This is a genomic window from Kordia sp., assembly GCF_022447245.1.
Taxonomy (GTDB): domain Bacteria; phylum Bacteroidota; class Bacteroidia; order Flavobacteriales; family Flavobacteriaceae; genus Kordia.
In genome coordinates, this window is the sequence record NZ_JAKVBC010000002.1 from 136,342 (window position 1) to 152,440 (window position 16,099).

18 protein-coding genes and 1 tRNA gene are annotated in these 16,099 nt (G+C 32.0%); 4 read left to right on the forward strand and 15 right to left on the reverse strand.

Features of this window, described 5'->3' with window-relative positions:
• Positions 1 to 262: 262 nt before the first annotated feature.
• A complete protein-coding gene (locus tag MK119_RS02010; RefSeq protein WP_290670238.1) occupies positions 263 to 1,129 on the forward strand; it encodes a hypothetical protein in 867 nt (288 codons plus the stop codon).
• A gap of 5 nt (positions 1,130 to 1,134) precedes the next feature.
• Here MK119_RS02010 and MK119_RS02015 read toward each other — a convergent pair whose 3' ends face one another.
• Together MK119_RS02015 and MK119_RS02020 are read right to left on the reverse strand one after the other, a co-directional pair.
• Positions 1,135 to 1,599, reverse strand: coding sequence for an RES family NAD+ phosphorylase (locus tag MK119_RS02015; protein ID WP_290670241.1), 465 nt, complete (start codon positions 1,597 to 1,599; stop codon positions 1,135 to 1,137).
• Positions 1,599 to 2,012, reverse strand: coding sequence for an antitoxin Xre/MbcA/ParS toxin-binding domain-containing protein (locus MK119_RS02020; RefSeq protein ID WP_290670244.1), 414 nt, complete (start codon positions 2,010 to 2,012; stop codon positions 1,599 to 1,601). Before MK119_RS02020 ends, MK119_RS02015 begins: the two co-directional genes overlap by 1 nt.
• A gap of 370 nt (positions 2,013 to 2,382) precedes the next feature.
• Here MK119_RS02020 and MK119_RS02025 point away from each other — a divergent pair, with 370 nt between their 5' ends.
• On the forward strand, positions 2,383 to 2,820 hold the full coding sequence (locus MK119_RS02025) for a Bax inhibitor-1/YccA family protein (protein WP_290670246.1): 438 nt from the start codon (positions 2,383 to 2,385) through the stop codon (positions 2,818 to 2,820).
• A gap of 56 nt (positions 2,821 to 2,876) precedes the next feature.
• Here the strand turns inward: MK119_RS02025 and MK119_RS02030 are convergent, their stop codons facing one another.
• The 12 genes from MK119_RS02030 to MK119_RS02085 all read right to left on the reverse strand — a co-directional run bounded on the left by MK119_RS02030 (position 2,877) and on the right by MK119_RS02085 (position 13,031).
• A complete protein-coding gene (locus MK119_RS02030; RefSeq protein ID WP_290670249.1) occupies positions 2,877 to 3,386 on the reverse strand; it encodes a hypothetical protein in 510 nt (169 codons plus the stop codon).
• A gap of 44 nt (positions 3,387 to 3,430) precedes the next feature.
• Complete coding sequence (locus MK119_RS02035) at positions 3,431 to 4,573, reverse strand: tetratricopeptide repeat protein (RefSeq protein ID WP_290670252.1); 1,143 nt, start codon at positions 4,571 to 4,573, stop codon at positions 3,431 to 3,433.
• 6 nt (positions 4,574 to 4,579) lie between these two features.
• Entirely contained in the window at positions 4,580 to 6,118 is a 1,539-nt protein-coding gene (locus MK119_RS02040; RefSeq protein WP_290670255.1) for a M56 family metallopeptidase, read from the reverse strand.
• A gap of 126 nt (positions 6,119 to 6,244) precedes the next feature.
• Positions 6,245 to 7,744 (reverse strand): M56 family metallopeptidase, encoded by a 1,500-nt coding sequence (locus tag MK119_RS02045; RefSeq protein WP_290670258.1) that lies wholly within the window; start codon positions 7,742 to 7,744, stop codon positions 6,245 to 6,247.
• Positions 7,741 to 8,109 (reverse strand): BlaI/MecI/CopY family transcriptional regulator, encoded by a 369-nt coding sequence (locus MK119_RS02050; protein ID WP_290670261.1) that lies wholly within the window; start codon positions 8,107 to 8,109, stop codon positions 7,741 to 7,743. Before MK119_RS02050 ends, MK119_RS02045 begins: the two co-directional genes overlap by 4 nt.
• A gap of 119 nt (positions 8,110 to 8,228) precedes the next feature.
• The gene (locus MK119_RS02055) at positions 8,229 to 8,597 is read right to left on the reverse strand and encodes a hypothetical protein (RefSeq protein WP_290670264.1); all 369 of its coding nucleotides are present in this window, start codon (positions 8,595 to 8,597) and stop codon (positions 8,229 to 8,231) included.
• Positions 8,533 to 8,877: a hypothetical protein gene (locus MK119_RS02060; protein ID WP_290670267.1), complete on the reverse strand. Its 345-nt coding sequence runs from the start codon at positions 8,875 to 8,877 to the stop codon at positions 8,533 to 8,535. The genes MK119_RS02055 and MK119_RS02060 overlap by 65 nt, the downstream gene beginning before the upstream one ends.
• A gap of 905 nt (positions 8,878 to 9,782) precedes the next feature.
• Positions 9,783 to 9,856 (reverse strand) — tRNA-Asp (locus MK119_RS02065).
• Positions 9,857 to 9,942: 86 nt separating this feature from the next.
• The gene (locus MK119_RS02070; protein ID WP_290670270.1) at positions 9,943 to 10,872 is read right to left on the reverse strand and encodes a DUF58 domain-containing protein; all 930 of its coding nucleotides are present in this window, start codon (positions 10,870 to 10,872) and stop codon (positions 9,943 to 9,945) included.
• Positions 10,873 to 11,085: 213 nt separating this feature from the next.
• Positions 11,086 to 11,406 carry a thioredoxin gene (gene trxA, locus MK119_RS02075; protein WP_290670272.1) on the reverse strand — a complete coding sequence of 107 codons (321 nt, stop codon included), beginning with the start codon at positions 11,404 to 11,406 and terminating at the stop codon, positions 11,086 to 11,088.
• 176 nt (positions 11,407 to 11,582) lie between these two features.
• Positions 11,583 to 12,599, reverse strand: a complete 1,017-nt coding sequence (locus MK119_RS02080) for a transglutaminase domain-containing protein (protein ID WP_290670275.1) — start codon at positions 12,597 to 12,599, stop codon at positions 11,583 to 11,585.
• Between the two features lie 24 nt (positions 12,600 to 12,623).
• Positions 12,624 to 13,031 (reverse strand): carboxypeptidase-like regulatory domain-containing protein, encoded by a 408-nt coding sequence (locus tag MK119_RS02085; protein WP_290670278.1) that lies wholly within the window; start codon positions 13,029 to 13,031, stop codon positions 12,624 to 12,626.
• Between the two features lie 735 nt (positions 13,032 to 13,766).
• Here MK119_RS02085 and MK119_RS02090 point away from each other — a divergent pair.
• Together MK119_RS02090 and MK119_RS02095 are read left to right on the forward strand one after the other, a co-directional pair.
• Positions 13,767 to 14,093 (forward strand): metalloregulator ArsR/SmtB family transcription factor, encoded by a 327-nt coding sequence (locus MK119_RS02090; RefSeq protein ID WP_290670281.1) that lies wholly within the window; start codon positions 13,767 to 13,769, stop codon positions 14,091 to 14,093.
• Positions 14,094 to 14,367: 274 nt separating this feature from the next.
• Positions 14,368 to 15,372, forward strand: coding sequence for a hypothetical protein (locus tag MK119_RS02095; RefSeq protein ID WP_290670284.1), 1,005 nt, complete (start codon positions 14,368 to 14,370; stop codon positions 15,370 to 15,372).
• Positions 15,373 to 15,435: 63 nt separating this feature from the next.
• On the opposite strand, the gene MK119_RS02100 is transcribed toward MK119_RS02095, so the two are convergent.
• Positions 15,436 to 16,098 carry an HAD family hydrolase gene (locus MK119_RS02100; RefSeq protein ID WP_290670287.1) on the reverse strand — a complete coding sequence of 221 codons (663 nt, stop codon included), beginning with the start codon at positions 16,096 to 16,098 and terminating at the stop codon, positions 15,436 to 15,438.
• Position 16,099 lies beyond the last annotated feature (1 nt).

The following is a 16,099-nucleotide window of genomic DNA, read 5'->3' on the forward strand; positions in this document are numbered from 1 at the left end:
GGGAATGTTGTTTCATTTATGGGGGATTTATTTTTTGACCTTAGTTTACCAAACCAAGGCCCAGAAAAGGAAGTGGCGATATGACGTATGATTATGTAAAGTTGTTTTCAGGTGTATTCTTTGCTATGTCAGGAGCCATTATTTGGAGTCCTATTGACCGTAATCGTAAGAATTATGCGAAACTGTTACGCTTATTGGTTCATATATGGCATATTTTCTGGCACTTACTATGTTTTTGTATAGCTTTTATAAAGTAATTCTGTTGCAGTTTTCCACGCCTTCTTTAGGAAGATTGGTTCAACCGTATGGGCATTCATCGCCTATGGGAATTACTTGGACATTTATGGGAGCTTCGGAAGCGTACACTATGTTTTTTGGTTATGCAGAAGTGACTGCTGGCGTATTATTAGCTTTTAGGCGCACACAAACCTTAGGTGGATTTGTTGCTTTCGGTGTAATGTTAAACGTATTTATGATGAATATGTGTTATGATATTCCTGTAAAAACATATTATTTTCATTTACTGCTTTTTGCATTCTTTATTTTTATGCAGGACTGGAAACGCCTTTTTGCAGTGTTTTTTTCAAAGGCTACCATCACAGCACGAAGCTTCCCTGCATATTTTAAAGATCAACGGTTTATCATTGCAGCTTTCGTATTAAAAATTGTCATTTTAGGACATTTTTTATATGCAAGTTCGGGCGATACTATTGAAAAAAGCGAGATTCGCGGTTCTAGCGTTCCAAAACCACCAATGTATGGGGTTTATGAGATTCAGTATCATAAAAAAAATAAGGATTCCATTCCAATGTTAGTCACCAATGATATATTGTGGAGACGTATTATATTTCAGCGTAAAAATTTCTTTTCAGTATATCGCATGAATAGCACAAGTACGTGGTTAGCAATGAAATTAAATACTGTTGCAAAAACCATGGAAGTTAAAAATCGTAGAGATACCACCGATATTTATAATTTTAAATACACTCTAAAGGATAACATTCTAACACTAAATGGCACACATTTAGGTGATACTTTATATATTAAAGTCAAACAATACGATTTGAAAAAAATCAAGCTAATCAATAGAGACTTCAGTTGGATTAATGAATATCCATACAATCGCTAAATGAATTATTTCTCATGGTATAAACGAGAATCAAAGCTAAATTTTTGGATCTTGACAACGCTTATTTTATGGAAGTCAATATGCATTGGATTTAAGATATAATTGAATTCATCTTTTACGATAGCTGAAGGCACTTTTAAAACTGCATATTTGTTCTCTTCCACAAATCGCGTAAATATTTGCTGTGTTTTGCTGTTATAAGGAAACGTATTCCAACTTTTAGGAAGTTTATGAAGCTTTTGTATGGAGACTTCCTCAGGAATATTTATATGTACTAAAATACGATCATTTGGTAAATCTTCTGTGATGTCTAGGTGCATCACCACTTCTAAGTAGGCAAGTGAAATGTGTTGTGAAGTATAAACGGCGCGTGTTCCGATCTCGTTCCAGCGTCCACCAATTTTTTCCGCGCCAACTCCCGAAAGTAAGTTGTTCCTTCGTTTTGCTCTGTCAATTCTGTAAACTATCATCAAGCAAAAATTCCGTAATCTATACGTCTTATTTCGTCTATAACTAATTTTACGCCGTAACTTGTATCTAATAGGGAAAAAGGTGTTTGTCCGCCCAAAACTTTACTTTTTTTGTTGAGCCACCTAGTGAATTTTTTTTCATCACCAAAAACTTCAAACCCTTTTGAATATACTTCTGCAATTTCAAACAAACGTTCACTAACTTCTTTGTCGTAGCTGCTCTTTTTTGATAAGGTAGAATAGGAAGCTGGAACTATTTCTGATATTTTTGTCAACGGTAAAGCAATTCGCATGCTAAACTTTTTTAATTGTGAACGTGTTACACCACTTCTTGTGGCATGAATGATTTTTAGTTTATTTTGCGGTGAGTCATTTCGGTTATCAATATAACTCGTCAGGGTTAAAGCTTCCATATTTTAGTAATTTTACCTAGTACATTATGTAAATTTACAATTATTTTACATATCTACCATAGGAAAGAATCTTTTTTTAGTATTTTTAACAAAAACCCACTCATGAGTTTATTCGTATTAAACACCTCAAATCCAGAATTTTATGATTATTTCTGGAAACAATATAGTACGAAACGAACTAACAGAATGACACTGAATGGTGAGATTTTAAATCTATTTTTTGTTTACTACTTGTGAGTTTAACTGCTGCGTATACATGGAAATTATTCTTTGAAGGCGTCGATATTCAATGGTATACAACAGGCGGAATTTTTGTGCCACTTGTGTCCTTGTGTCCAGTTTTGTGATTTCTGTAAGGCGCTAATGGACGATGCCACTCACTTTAATTTACGCTATTGCCAAAGGATTATTTGTTGTTGGATTTAGCGCTTATATTCATCAACGGTTTCCCTATTTACCATTTCAAGCTGTAATTATCACATTGATTACTTTTTTTGTCATGTTACTCTTGTGTATGGCACGTATTATAAAAGTGACTAAAAAGTTTAGAAGTGTTTTCGTTACTGTGATCTCCGTTATTTTCCTCGTTTATATTACATTATTTATCCTGAACTTTTTTGGTATTCATTTTTCATTCTTGTGGGACAGCTCATGGATTGCCATAGCGTTTAATGTTGCGGTTTCCATTTTTGCTTCGTTAAGCTTATTTCTCGATTTTGATTTTATGGTTCGTTATATAGGTCGCACCAAAAAAAACTATGAATGGTTTGCCACTTGGGGATTATTGGTTACTATTATTTGGTTATAGGTGGAAGTGCTGCGTTTGCTAAAAAAATTAGCGATACGATTTTGAAGTCGAAGCTTTTACTCTTCAAGCTTTTGTTCTTCTACATTTAAAATGATTGGTAAGATAAATTTTGTTTGTACTGGAATTCCTCTTTTGTACGCTGGCGAAGCTTTTGGAAGGTTTTCTGTACTTACCTTTATTAAGCTATCTATGCTAGGAATATATTTAGCAGTGACCGCATTTTTTTGAATATCTATGACATTCACAATTCCTAATGTATCAATGTATAATTGTACCTGAATGGTATCTTTTATCGTTTTGGTAACGAGTAAATTATTTTGTGTTAACTGCTCGTAAATTTGATCTGTTAAAGTTTGAAAGAAACAGTTTTTCTGCTGTTCCTTTTCTAAGGAATCACAGTTAGAAAAGGATGGAAATTCATCAACCGTATTTAGATTGATACTTTCTTTTTCTTGTGCTACCAACTCTTCTTCTGTGACTACAGGCTTTTTAAAAAAGTCACAAGACACGCATAGAAAAAGAATTAGGCAATATGTCCAAAGTTGTTTCATCAATACAAATATCATGAAAAATACAACTTTTCGACATGTTGCCGTAATTTTTGATTTGATTATTCTGGTTTTAAGTGAATTTCCTCTTTTAACTCACGAATTCGCGTGTTGACAATTTTCTTCATTTCGATCTTCGCTTTTGGAAATTTTCCCAAAAAACGTTCATACATTTTTAGCTTTTCTTTTGGATCCGAATAGTAATTGTCTGCAACCTGCGCCAATCGTAATTGCGCCAATTCGTAATCTGGATTTTCCTCTAATGCCATATTGAAGAGTTTCATGGCTTTTCGATGCTCTTTTCGATCAAAATGCACCATTCCCAAAATATAATAATCTCCTGAAGGATCTGTCATTTTCCCAACAATAGCTTGTGATGCATGGTGTTCCGCTTTGTCTGCAATTCCATCTTGGTAATACAGTTTTGCCAATTGCGAATGATAAAAATAATTTCCTCGATCGCGCTTTAAGGCCTCTTCATAGTATTCAATAGCCTTTAAAATTCGTCGGACACGATAGGCTGCAAATGCTGCCTTTTCATATACATATTGCGTTGCCTTTTTTCGTTGAATTAATTTTTCAAACCATACTAATGCATTTCTGTATTCTTGATTTGCATAAAACAATTGCGCTTTGAAACCAATAATTTTTACATCTTCTGAATTATTTGACAAACCTACTTCAATTGTCTTTGTAGCTTTATCAAAATTTTTGGTTTCTATATAATTTTTAATGAGCTTGTAAATACTTTTTTGATGTTGCGGATCTAGTTTAAAAGCAGCTTCATAAGATGTAATGTAATTTTCTTTCCCAAAAGCTTCACTTGCCAAACCAATTTGATAGTAAAAATTCGGGTTCAGCGTATCTTTAGCTTTTAGTTTTTCAAAAATCGTTAATGATTTATTTAGTTTTCCTGCTGTAAATAACAATCTTCCATAATCATACAATACCAATACATTTTCAGCATCAACTTTAAGTACCTTTTCATAGCTTTCTATAGCTTTTTTACTATTTCCTAAGGCTTTGTATGCTTTTGCAATTTGTGTGTTTGTATAAGCGCTAGATTCTTGTTTTTGATAGATTTTTATTGCTTTTGAATAGTTTCCAAATTGATACAAACTATCTGCAACTGCCAAAGTCGAAGATTGGGCTTCGACTTTAGTTATGATTGCAAAAAAGATGCAGAGACTGATTATTTTATTCATAAAAAATTATTCTTGTACTTTAAAGGTAATTGGCAATCCATATTTTACACCAACAGATTTTCCGTCTTTCTGTGCAGGCTTAAACATTGGCAATGATTTTATCACACGCTCTGTTTCGTTTTTCAAAGCAGTATTTGGCGCTTTAACTTCAGCAACTTGTACTTTTCCATTTTTGTCTATGATAAATCTTGATTGAATTTTTTGCTTGCCTTTTAACTTTGACTCTTCCACCATTTTCATGTTAAAGTTATGTAGCACATGCTTTTGAATGTTTTCTGTAAGACATTTTTTTATTTCTTCTTGACTTCCCAAAGTTTCGCATCCTGGATATATTGGTAACTTATCTACCTCCTTAAAAGAATATGTTTCATCTGAATCTTCTTTGGATGCTACTTCTGCTTTTTTGTTTGGTTTGTTTCGTTTATTTGTGTTTTCAGCTTCAGCGATACGCTTTTTACGGACATCCACATACTCTTCATACGATTGTGTTTCATATGTTTTAGCCAGTGTACCATCTTCATCTACTAATCCTGCAACTTCTGTCATGATCTCTGCTTGTTCTTCGTATGCTTCTCTAGTTAAAACCTCATCGCTTTTGAGAGTTCTATTTATTTCATTTACCCTTTCATATAGACGTGTTATTTTTTCTTTGGCAGCTTTCTTATCTAAAGTTACTGTTTGAGCTGTTGTGTTTTCCGTATCTGAAAATATGGCTTCATCGCAAGAAGTGTATATTAATGCTACAACTAGTAAAGGTATTAACACTAAGTATTTTAGCTTTAAGATTTGACGAGATTTTTGTTTTGTTAACATAATGATTCGTTTTTTAATTAATGAATGTTTAAAAAATTGGTTGGTAAACGAAAACTGTTGTGTCTGAAAGACTTCAGCTAACAATTTTTCATAATAATCGGATTTGTTTTTGCCTTTAACAATAATTGCATCGGCAATGTATTCGTGTACTTCTGAGATTCGTTTTTGATAAATATATACAAGCGGATTGAACCAACACAAAATGCGTAGAAGTTCAAAATATAGCAAGTCTAGAGAATGCTTTTCGCGAATGTGCACCAATTCGTGTGAAAGAATATCTTCTAGTTTTTCTTCATGAATATCGTTTCCGAGAAAGACATATCTAAAAATAGAGAATGCTATTGTACTTTCTGGTATGATAATCATGGTGTAGTTTTCATGTTTTACAAAGCGTCCTTTGAAACGTAGTTTTACGAGTTGTACAACTTTATAGATAAACAGTAAACTACTGATTGAGAATCCAATAATTAAAAACCAATTCCAAGTTGGTTCAATTGTAGCAACAGCTTTTTCTGGCGTAAGCATAATTTCTGGCAACAATATTATGTATTCTTGCGGCACTACATTTTGAAAACTTTCTATCTTAATAAAAGGTAAAAGAAATGAAATTAAGGATGAAAATATAAGGTATACTCTATTCCAATTGAAAAAGGTTTCTTTTTTGAGAAATAAATCATAACTCAATAAGAATAACAGCTGAAAAGCAACGACTTGAATAAAATATGCCATCATGATTTTTAGTTATTTTTTTCGATTTCTTTACGTATTTTTTTACTGCTACCGTATTACTATCATTTTTTCAAAAGAATGACAGCATACTTTTAAAAGGTCTTCACTGTTATGATTTTTTATATCAGCTTATTCAGCAATTTTAAATACAATTGGCAATATATACTTTACACTTACTGGCTTTCCATCTTTCATTCCAGGTGTAAGTTTTGGCAACGTATTAATTGCTTCTTCTGCAGCAGCTTGTAAATCTGGATGTGGCGCTCGTACCTTAAGATTTACAACGTCTCCGTTTTTATCGATTAAAAATTGCGCAAATATTCTTTGGGTACCTGACAAGTTTGTATTGTGAGCGCGATTTACATCAAAGTTTTCAGCAATATGTTTTTGAATATTTTGGACAAAACACTTTTTTAACTCTTCTAAAGTCCCATAACTTTCACAACCTGGAAAAACAGGAACTTTGTCTAGTATTCTAAATTCAACAGCTTCATTTTCTATCTCTGTAATCTCCATATTCTGCTGCATCTTTTTGATTTTGTTCCTACTTTTTTCTAAGTATTCTTCATAGGTTGGTCGCTCTACAGTTGTAGTTAGTTTTCCATCAGATTTATTGAGAATTTCAGCAAGTTCATCATATATAAGGTTTCTTTCTTCAAATTCTGCCTTTGTCAAAATTTTATTTGATACACTAAACCTGTTAAGCTCTCTCAGTTTTTCCTTTGCAGCTTCTAACATATCCAAGTCGGACATTAATTCTGATTTTTGCTCAGTATTATCCGCATCTTCAATTGTTGTATCTTCACAAGATGTATACAATAAGGATACTATTAAAACTGGCACTAACACCAAGTATTTGAGTTTTAAAATTTCGCGGGATTTTTGTTTTGTTAACATAATGATTCGTTTTTTGATTAATGAATGTTTAAAAAATTGGTTGGTGAACGAAAACTGTTGTGTCTGAAAGACTTCAGCTAACAATTTTTCATAATAATCGGATTTGTCTTTGCCTTTAACAATGGTTGCATCGGCAATATATTCGTGTACTTCTGAGATTCGTTTTTGATAAATATATACAAGCGGATTGAACCAACACAAAATACGTAGAAGTTCAAAATACATCAAGTCTAGTGAGTGCTTTTCGCGAATGTGCACCAATTCGTGCGAAAGAATATCTTCTAGTTTTTCTTCATGAATATCATCACCTATAAAGACATACTTAAAAATAGAGAATGCTACGGTACTTTTTGGTATGATAATGATGGTGTAGTTTTCGCGTTTTACAAAGCGTCCTTTGAAACGGAGTTTTACGAGTTGTATAATTTTATAGATAAATAGTAAACTACTGATGGAGATTCCTATAATTAAAAACCAATTCCAAGTCGGTTCAATTGCAGCAACAGCTTTTTGTGGTGTCAATACAATCTCTGGCAACAGTATTATATATTCTTGCGGTACGACGTTTTGAAAACTTTCTATCTTAATAAAAGGCAACAAAAAAGAAACTAAAGAGGAAAAGATAAGGTATACTCTATTCCAATTGAAAAAGGTTTCTTTTTTGAGAAATAAATCATAACTCAATAAAAACAATAGCTGAAAAGCAACGACCTGAATAAAATATACAATCATGATTTCTGATTACTTTTTTCGATTTCTTTGCGTATTTCTTCTAACTCTTCCGTACTGATATCATTCTTTTGCATAAAAAATGACACCATACTTTTAAAAGATCCTTGAAAATATCCATTTACCAATTTTGAAATTGATTGATTGCTGTATTCAGATTGTGCTAACAGCGGAAAATACACGTGTCCTTTCCCCACTTTTTCATACCCTACAAATCCTTTGTTTTCTAAAATTCGCACAATGGTAGAAACCGTATTGTAGGCAGGTTTTGTGCCTTTAAAATTTTCAATAATAGCTTTAACATTTGCTTTTTCTAGTTTCCACAGAATTTGCATGATTTCCTCTTCTGCTTTGGTCAACTGCTTCATAATATAATTTGTATTATTTTCAACTAAATTCTTAGTTCAACAATACAAATATAACTAAATATTTAGTTTGAACTAATTTTTTAGTTAAAAAGTGTTGATTTTTTTTTTAGCGCTTATTCTTAGTAGTATTCTAAGGTACGTGTAGTTTTTTCTGTCTTGATACCGTTTTGAAATGAAGTTTTTAAAGTCCAATTGCCGTATGTATCGTAAGTGTATTGACACGAAGTCTCTTCATTATATTTAAAATCTTGGTGTTTGCATCGATCTCCATATTGTGTATAAACAGCAATACTTTTTATCGTATCGTTTTTAAAATAGTGTGCGCGATATCCATTTTCAAATTTTTCTACAACATTGACACGTTGTTTTGAAACTATTTGCGCATCTTTTTCTCGAATCTTATAACGTATGGTTTTGTATAATTCACCATTGTTTAAATCGTATTTGTATTCGATAAGATAACCATCTCCTTTTATCTGTAAATACATACTGTGCAAGCCTATTTTTAGTATTGTACATTCTTATAGTAGTATCAATTCTTCCTTCTGAACGACCTCCAAAACCTTCTTGAACTTTCTTTACAACATTATTTTGATGGTCATATTGGTAAGTAATCGTTTTAAATAGTTGATATTCTGAAAAGTCTCTATCCGAAATAGCTTTAGTATTATTTTCATCAAAGTTGTATTCATAAGCATATACTTTTTCCGCGATCAATCTATTTTTTTCATCGTAGGTATACAAGCGAACATAATCTGTATCTACCATACTTCCTTTACACGAAACCCTGTATTCTGTTAAGGTATTTATTACTGTTGAATGATTCATATTTAGAAAGCAAAGTATCTTTGATATACGTGCAACGTTCTTTTATAAAATAATCGTTTTGATACGAAGATTTAAGCCAAACCTCTTTCAGTTTACCTTTATCGGTATAATTTCTCTTTTCTTCTACTTTGTGTAATCTAAGAAGCTTTTTAGCTTCCCTGTCATATATTTTTGCAAGTCGAACTTTATACACTAAGTCACCTTCTTTTGTATATATATTCTGAGTGGAAATTAACATTGATCCATTATCCTTTATCAAACCACTTTGCAACACATGGCCATGTTTGCCATATTCTTTGAATTCATTAAGTGGAACAAAAACATCTTTATCATGATTTGATTTTTCGTACTCCGTATAAGTGGAGTCTATCGGATTGAAAGCGTAAGAATAATTTTTTGTTACAGATTTTTAATATTTCCGCTTACTCGTTCTCCTTACATATAAGCATCATAATAATAAGACTCTGGAATAAGCGTTTCTGGTCGTATTACTGTTTGCGCGTACACAAAAGCAGTTATGCATAGCGAAAAGAGGAAAAACAAGGTGATTTTTAGTTGCATCAACTATTTTAACGTAGAATTTTAGCATTTATTGAAATTGAATAGCAATAAGAAGTATAATCTTTATGATTTTACACTAAAATGTTATGTATTAAAGAGAATTTTGAAAATCGAATTTCCTTAAAATAAAAAAGCATCCCAATTTTCAATGAAGAAAAAAGGAAAGCTTTTCATTGGTTTAACTACTAAACCGAGGCAAACCAGAGGTTTACCTTAAACAACACAACTAAATCATTTTGCCAAAAAAAGCTTCTCTTCGAGGGAGAAGCTTTTTGCAATTTTAGCGGTCTGGACGGGACTCGAACCCGCGACCCCATGCGTGACAGGCATGTATTCTAACCAACTGAACTACCAAACCGTTGCTTGATTGCGGATGCAAATATACACCACAATTCTATTTATACAAACATATTCGAGAAAAAAATTGAAGTTTTTTTTACCCAATTACGCAAACTTTTGTCTTTCAACCAAATACGTTAGTAAAATTTTTTCAAATTTTTCGTTGATATCTGCTGCTACATATTTAATTTTGTATTGCGCACATTTCATTTTTAATTGTAAAAAATAGTCAGAAACTGCTTTTTGATAATTTTCTTGTACGGTATCTGCATAAATATCGATATGCTCTCCTGATTCTACATCAATAAAACGTTTTGGCTTATTGTCAAAATCGAAATTGAATTCTTTTTCAGAATCAAACACATGAAATAAAATAACTTCATGTTTGTTGTATTTTAAATGTTGTAAAGCTTCAAATAGTTTTTCATCTGCTACTCCATCCTGAAACATATCTGTAAAAAGGAAAATAAGGCTTCTACGGTGTATTTTCTCTGCGATTTGATGTAAATAGGTATATGTGTCTGTCTTTTTATTAATTCGCGTTGTAGTAACCGTATTATCAAGCGTATTCAATAATAATTGATGATGCCGCTCGCTTCCTTTTTCAGGTGCGTAAAAATCATAAGCATCTGAATAAATACTTAATCCGATAGCATCGCGTTGTTTTTTTAAGATATTCATCAAAGAAGCTGTTGCCAATACGGAGAAAGCAATCTTATTTAAATTATCCACCGACGGAGCAGTTATTTCAGGATAGTGCATGGAAGAAGAATTGTCAATAATGATATGACAACGTAAATTGGTTTCTTCCTCATACTTTTTTGTGTATAATTTGTCTGTTTTGGCAAACAATTTCCAATCAATATGCTTGGTACTTTCTCCTGAATTGTAAATTTTATGTTCGGCAAATTCTGCAGAAAACCCATGAAACGGACTTTTGTGCATTCCTGAAATAAATCCTTCTACCACTTGTTTAGCAAGCAGTTCAAGATTTTTGAATCCTGAAGTTTTATTGAGTTCTTGTTGTAAATTCACAAGCTATTTTCTTTAATTTGAGATCTAAATGTACAACTAAATATTAGCATTCGGAACAAGTTTAACTTCGCGTTACTCTTTTTTAACGTTCACTTTATGAGATATGATACATACACAATCAGCATCGTTCATATTGCTTCTTAAAACTGAATTCCATAAAAAAAGGTTCGGCAATGTGCCAAACCTTTTTTTATGCTAGAATATGTATTATTCTTATGCTAATAATTTATCTAATACTTCTGTATAGGTATTCTTTGGTGCTACACCAACTTGACGTCCTACTAATTCTCCGTTTTGGAAAACTAATACTGTTGGAATATTACGTACTCCAAACTGTGCTGCGTATTGTTGATTAGCGTCTACATCTAATTTTCCAACAACTGCTTTTCCTTCGTATTCATCTGCGATTTGCTCAACTACAGGACCTAACATTTTACATGGTCCACACCAAGCTGCCCAAAAGTCAACTAATACTGGCTTGTCGCTATTCATTACTACCTCTTCAAAATTTGCATCTGTGATTTCTAATGCCATAACTATATATTTTTTTTAATTCAACTTTACTTTTTGAGTATTATGCAATATTAGTCAAATATTTTTCTAAAACTTACATCACAAGTATTTGTTTTGACTATATGTCAATTGGTTTTTCTTATCATTAACCTGAATAACTGTATTTTAAGCGTTTAAATGGTTTTATTTCGATGTTTTTACCGAGTTACCTCTATAGTATAAGTAGAGATTAAGTCATCTTTGATGTATAAATGCACGTCATAATAGCCTGAAAATTCAAACTTATAATCGATAGATAATGATTGATCTTGGATAGAAATCTGATCAGGATATATTTTTCGTTCCCTAAAACTACTTTCTATGACTAAATTGACATCTTCTTTCTCTATTTCTTTTTGAAGCTGTAGCTTAAAATTGAAGCTTTTATTTTTCTGAACTTCATTATTCAATTTTTGTGGATAACTATGATCGCTAAAATATGTATATGCTTTTCCATAGATAATTGGCGCATCTAAAAATGCTTGAAACGAAGGTGTTGCACCTTCTAGCAAAAACCATTTTTTGTCTAAAGGATGATGATTTACAGCAAAAATTTTAGGATCTGATAGAAAGAAACCACTATTAAAATCGAATTGAAAACGATAGGTTTCAGGATTTGGAATTCCGCTTGCCCAGGTAGGATCACATAAGTACCATTTTCCATTTAACTTTACAGCATTCCATGAATGGTTTGGTGTATCTAAGGTCTCAATATTCATTGTGCTGGTTCTTGCGTATCCATGCACCATTTCACATTCAATATCTGCCAAATTTGCCAATTCTTTCACCAAATACGCGTATCCTGTACAAATGGTTGTACGGTCTTTAAGAAGCTTACGGAAGACTATTTTTTGGAATTTTGTATTCCATTCGTTCAAACGGACACTATCATTTTTGTAACGTAAGCGTTTGCGTTTGTTTCGATTATATAATTTATAATCATTAGCAATACTACTACAAACCCATTTAAAGATTGCTCTGAAGCGTTCGGCGTCTGTATCTAATTCTGAAGTTAACTTGTATACTAAATCTGGTAAATTATGTAATGTTTCATCTTTGTATTTCAGTACAATTTCGTCGGCCTTTTCAAATGAAATTTGTTGAAAATCTGAGATCTGTGCATAAGACTGAAATACAAAGACGAATAAATATATATGTATTAAAAATATTCTCACAGAACTGTAATAGCTGTTGTTGAATTAATTTTTTCGTTTTTTGGACTTGTAGCGCTTGTTGGTATTTACAGCTCCCATAAACTCAATCACTTCGTCCGATAAAACAGCTTTTACAAAAGTGGTGTCAGTCTTAATTCTATATTCGATAGATTCGTATCCTAAAAAACTAATTACCAAAACATCTCCTGTTTCTAGGGCTACAGGAAACTTAAACTCTCCTTTTGCATTGGTTACTGTCCCTTGATTTTCTCCTTTCAATATGATGTTTGCTCCTTCTAAAGGACCTTTTAAATCACTAACCGTTCCTTTGATAATTTTTCCTTTTTGTGAACTACTTGTTGATTGTCCATACATTGGATTGAATGCAAATACAGCAACCATTAAAATGGTAACGTACCACAATTTTTGTGTAAATGTTACTTGTGTTTTCATCTGTTTCTTTTTTAGATTAATTCTTTTCATAGGCAAACGCTAAATATCTGATTGCATTTTAAGCTCTATATTATTATACCATAAATGTATCTACCCAATTAGATACTTCAAAGTTACATTGAGTAAACCTCATCTTTGAATGAGTGAATTGCTTACTTTTTTCAATTTCAGATCAGTATATCCAAATATAGATTATAAAAATAGTGAATTTATACTAGTGTAAACTGTTAAAATTACAATATGCAACCAAAAAGTTGCTTTTTAAAAAAGATTTTATAAATTAGCAATCGAACAGTTGCGCAATTCTAAAAATTTAATCTTATGAAAGACATCATCACAAAAGAAAAAATATTTATGCATCCTATCGATACGGTATGGAATGCTATTTCGAATGCAAAATAACTCTCTACTTGGTTTATTCAAGCTGATTTTAAAGCCGAAAAAGGCTATCAATATACTTTTACATCCGATGAAGATGGATGCATACCCATTACTGTAGAAGTTAAAAATGCAAATCCATATACGCTAGTTTACACTTGGATTGTAGAAGGCACAAATGCAGAAACAAATGTAAGCTGGATGTTAGAAAGTATTCCAGAAGGCAAAAACTGCTTTTAGAACACTCAGGGATTTCAAATTACAAAGGAGAAACAGCTATGACTATGTTTGAAAGTTTTAATGGCGGCTGGGACAATTGTACTAGTAAATTAATATATTATTTAAAAGAAAATGCCCATGCAGGATAAAATCACTCAATTATTTAAAGCTATTGCCGATCCGACAAGGCGTGATATTTTTCATGCCTTAGTGATCGCTAGCTCAGCATTATCTATTTCACAAATTAGCAATCAGTTTGAAATGACACGTCAAGGTGTAACCAAACATATTAAAACCTTGGAAGAAGCAGGTCTGGTTCATATTGAAAAGAAAGGACGCGAACGTTTTTGCGATGCAAATGCACAACCTTTAAAAGAACTTAATAAATGGTTACAATTCTATGAACAATTCTGGGATGATTCATTGGATAGTTTAGGTAATTATTTGGATGGAAAACTCTTGTAGAAAACCTTAAAATTTGGCTTTGGAAATACAATCACTTAACCGAGAATTGTTGAATGACTTTTCTTGATAGATTTTACATTAATTAGATTTGTGCAACAGGCACAATGACTATAATTCACTACGGTGTATTTTTCCTTCTGAAAAATCCCGTTATAATTACGAAGCTTAAGCTTATATCGAAAATATTCCCGTATTTTCTTCGTAATGAAATCATAGCGAGACGATTATATTTTATTATAGCGGAATTCAAAATAAATTTTTAGAAATAAAAAAAATGAAACTATTAAAATTAATACTAATTACCTTATTTATAGGTTCTACCACATACACAAATGCACAAGAAAGTCATCAAGATACGCAGACTTATGAACAAAGAATCAATAATGCAACGCGCTTGTATCAGAACGGTAAATACACCAAAGCAGCATTAGAATACGAGAAAGCCTTTAAGCCAAAAGAAGGTAATTTTAGGGATTACTATAATACAGCCTGTCTATGGTCATTAGCAGGGAATACTACAAAATCATTAAAATATTTGAATATTTCTGCGGATAAAGGCTTGAATATGGTTGAACATCTTAAAAATGATACAGACTTATCTAAGCTTCACGGAACTGCGGAGTGGAAAATGATTCTGAAAAAAGTACAACAAAACTTAAAAGAATATCAAAAATATTATACTGATGATGGTGAATTAAAAAGAGAAGTCATTGCTAAAGATAAATTAGCTAATTGGGTGAATAATTTTGGACTTCAAAAACTTATTGAAGAGGCTGAAAATAATAGTGCCATTGCACAAAGACGATTAGCGAGATATTATACATTTATAGACAAAATTGACAAAAAGAAAGTAAAATGGTTAAAAGAGGCTGCTGATAGTTTTGATTATACAGCACTAAATAATTTAGCATTTGCATATAATCAAGGAACAGGTGTAGAAACTGATAAAAAAGAAGCCGCAATTTATTATACAAAAGGAGCTTGTGTTGCTCCGTATGGTAAAACAAATTGTTTTTGGGCTATGAGAGATTTTTTTGGTTTGGAAGTTGCTTCAAATCTGAAAATGGAGACTATGATTAGTTTAGTCAATAACAATATGACTGCTTTGATACTTGATGATTATACGCTTGGGAACCTATTATATAATTTGGCGAGTTATTATGAAAGTGGATTGGCGAGCGACTACCCAAAAGATTTGTCTAAAGCAAAACATTACTATAAAAAGTCAGCCAAGTATGGAAATGGATACGCAAAAAAGAAATTAACCGAATTAGATTAAAAAATATCAATGATAACCTGTGGTTCCTTCAAATTTTCTTTAAATACTCTATTTAATATTTTGTCATAAAAGTGACATGTCAAAAACTGTAAAATCGGTAAAATGATGTTTCGCTCCAGAAAGTTGTAGTTTTTCTTTGTTATTTGAACCAATTCCAACAAATTCAATTCCTAAGTTGTTTGCGGTTTTTACATCCCAAATTCCATCACCTAAAGAAATGACACGCTTGAAATTGAAATTGGTAACATTGAAATATGTTTTTGCTTTCGCGATGGCAGCATTGACAATTTCTTCTCTGGTAAAATAAGTGTTAGATGCTTCTAATAAAGCTTGATCATACTCAATTCCAGCACGATCAAGTTTTAACTTGGCTGGCAATAACATAGAACCTGTTGCGAAGCAAACCGCATAGTTAGTTTCATTGATAATGTATTGTAAAAACGTATTTGCACCAGCTATTTCTGTGACTTGGCAGTTTTTGATTTCTTCTAAAAATGCTGCTTCAAACTTTTGCAACATTTGCTTGGAAAACCCTCTATTTACGTCACGTTCATAGTTTTCTTTGGCGATAAAACTGTCTGTTAAGTGTGTATAATGTTCCCAATCAGTGTTTACGAATTCAACACCAATGGAATGTAGTGCATTTACAAAACCTGTTTGATGCACATTTTCACTATCTAATAAAGTTCCATCAATATCGAAGACAAGCAGATTTTCTTTTTTCATG